Source organism: Treponema sp. (assembly GCF_051883275.1).
Lineage (GTDB): Bacteria > Spirochaetota > Spirochaetia > Treponematales > Treponemataceae > Treponema_D.
Map to the genome: position 1 here is coordinate 1 of NZ_JBJETK010000072.1, position 2,098 is coordinate 2,098.

Sequence of the window (2,098 nt, forward strand, 5' to 3'; positions counted from 1 at the left end):
CCGCTTTCAACTTTTAAAGTTCCGAAAAAATGTTCCATACAGGCATTGTCCCAGCAGTTTCCTTTTCTGCTCATGCTTTGAATGACTCCATTCTCTTTAAGGCGTTTTCTCCATCTGTTCGATGTATAAAGAGGTCCCTGATCAGTATGCAGAATTGAACCTTTCAAGTTTCCAAGTGCGAAAAACTTGTCTAATGTCGCTTTAGAAAGCGCTTCATCATTATGCTCAGAGATTGAATAGCATTGGACTTTTCTGCCGCATAAGTCAAGTACGGGACTTAAATAAAGCCAGCCTGTTTTTGTCTTGAAATATGAAACATCCGTGCAGAATTTTTTTAACGGCTCTTTGCTTTCAAAATTGCGATTTAAGATGTTTGCCGGAAGGCTCTTTCTGTTTTCTTTCTGCTGTTTATAATAATTCCCGGGAAATTTTCTGAGCCTGTTTCGGGCAGGAAGTCTGTTTTCACGGCATATCCTTTCAATACGTTTGTGGTTCACGGTTATATTGAAACGGTTTTTCAGTTCCTTAAATTTAGTTTTGCTTCCACGCCGGTTCAGAATTTTTTCAGGAAGCAGCTTCAGATATTTTAAGACCTCTTCATCTTTTGCCTTTTGAGAATCATTGTTTCTGTTGTAATAAAATGACGATTTTGAAACTCCCGTAACTTTACAAAGTTTGCGGACTTTCAGATCCTGATTTTGAGTCAGACAGTCCTTCATTGCTTTCAGAAGGAGTTTTTTTTTACCCTGCTTTGCAAGTTCGGCTTCAATGGTCCTGGCATATTGTTCCCAGAAAATTGCAGCAGTCTTGTAATATTCAAGATCTTTGCCGTCATCAGTTTTATTTTTCTTTGCCATTTGTACTGCAGATTGCAGCCTTGGATTTAAGCACCAGCCGCGTACTGTATCTCTGGAAAGATTAAATTCGCGGGCCAGTTTCTTGTAGCCACAACTTCCATGTTTGTATTTTCCTGCAACCTGTAATTTTAAGTCAATGCTATATTTTTGATTATTCCCCATATTTTACACCTCCATGGGTGTCCTAATTTATGGGGTCGGTTCATTTTTGAGGAAGTTGCACCCGGTGAATACACTGTGAAAGTTGAAGCATGGGACACAAAAGGCGCGCTCCTTGCGCGCAAAAGCGCTTCCGTAAAGGTAAAGTCCGGCGAGACTGCCGAGTGCTCCATTGCGCTCATCCTGCTTGCCGACAAAGTCTTGGACACGCAGTATCTTTTGTGGTGCTATAATGGCATAAAATATTGTTTACACCAATCTGATACATGTATTGCTGAAATGGATTTAAGTTCTTCAAATCGTATCTATTATGATGATAATTTTGGACTTGCAGAGGATATAAATGGAAATTTCTTTTATACCTATAGTGATAATACAAGCGCTGTTCCTATGTTGAATCACAATTCCTCGTTGGAAATTTCGGACACATTGTTTAAAGATTCCATTTACTATGATGATTCAACTGATTCACTGTGGATTTTAAATTCTAACAGTGACAGCAAGCTCTGTTTTTCAAGAACTGTAGTTCTAGATCCTTCGTCAGCATCAAGTTTGGGAGATTTTAAATCGTCAGATTTTGATTTTACCAATAAAACAGGAACGTCATTTGCAGTCCGCGGAAATATTTTTTACTTTGCGTATCTTGATAACAATGATTCTTGCTACTACCTTCAGCGCGCAACAATTTCTGAAAATGACACAGGCGTAAGCGTAACTCTGGCTGGCTCTGCAAAGTCAGTGGAGCAGCTGGGATTTTACGGGGAAATCACGGACATAGCGATTCTGTACGACGGCACTGTGTATGTTCTGGTTTCAAACGTGAGCGATGACTCAGCTTCATACAGCGAATTGAGTATAACATATAATCCAGGAGAGAGCGGAACCTATTACAGCCGCGGCGCGCTTTTAAAGATAGAAAACACATCTTCCGGCTTTGAGGTGGTGGATTCCCTAGGCTGGACGGAAAAGGCGCGCACAGTAAGCCCAGTTGGAGATGATGTAAAATATGGCTCATATAATTTAACGCCGAGTTATAATCAAAAGTTGTGGATGAGTTAATTTAAAAATAGAAAAAGAGACTG

At 39.9% G+C, this 2,098-nt stretch carries 2 protein-coding genes; one reads left to right on the forward strand and one right to left on the reverse strand.

Translation table 11 applies throughout. From position 1 onward, the window contains the following. Positions 1-1,019, reverse strand: a 1,019-nt coding sequence (locus ACI4L0_RS10905; protein ID WP_439800199.1) for an IS3 family transposase, incomplete at its 3' end; no start/stop codon positions are given. A 75-nt stretch (positions 1,020-1,094) separates the two neighbouring features. Here ACI4L0_RS10905 and ACI4L0_RS10910 point away from each other — a divergent pair. Then, positions 1,095-2,075: a hypothetical protein gene (locus ACI4L0_RS10910; protein ID WP_439800200.1), complete on the forward strand. Its 981-nt coding sequence runs from the start codon at positions 1,095-1,097 to the stop codon at positions 2,073-2,075. Positions 2,076-2,098: the final 23 nt, after the last annotated feature.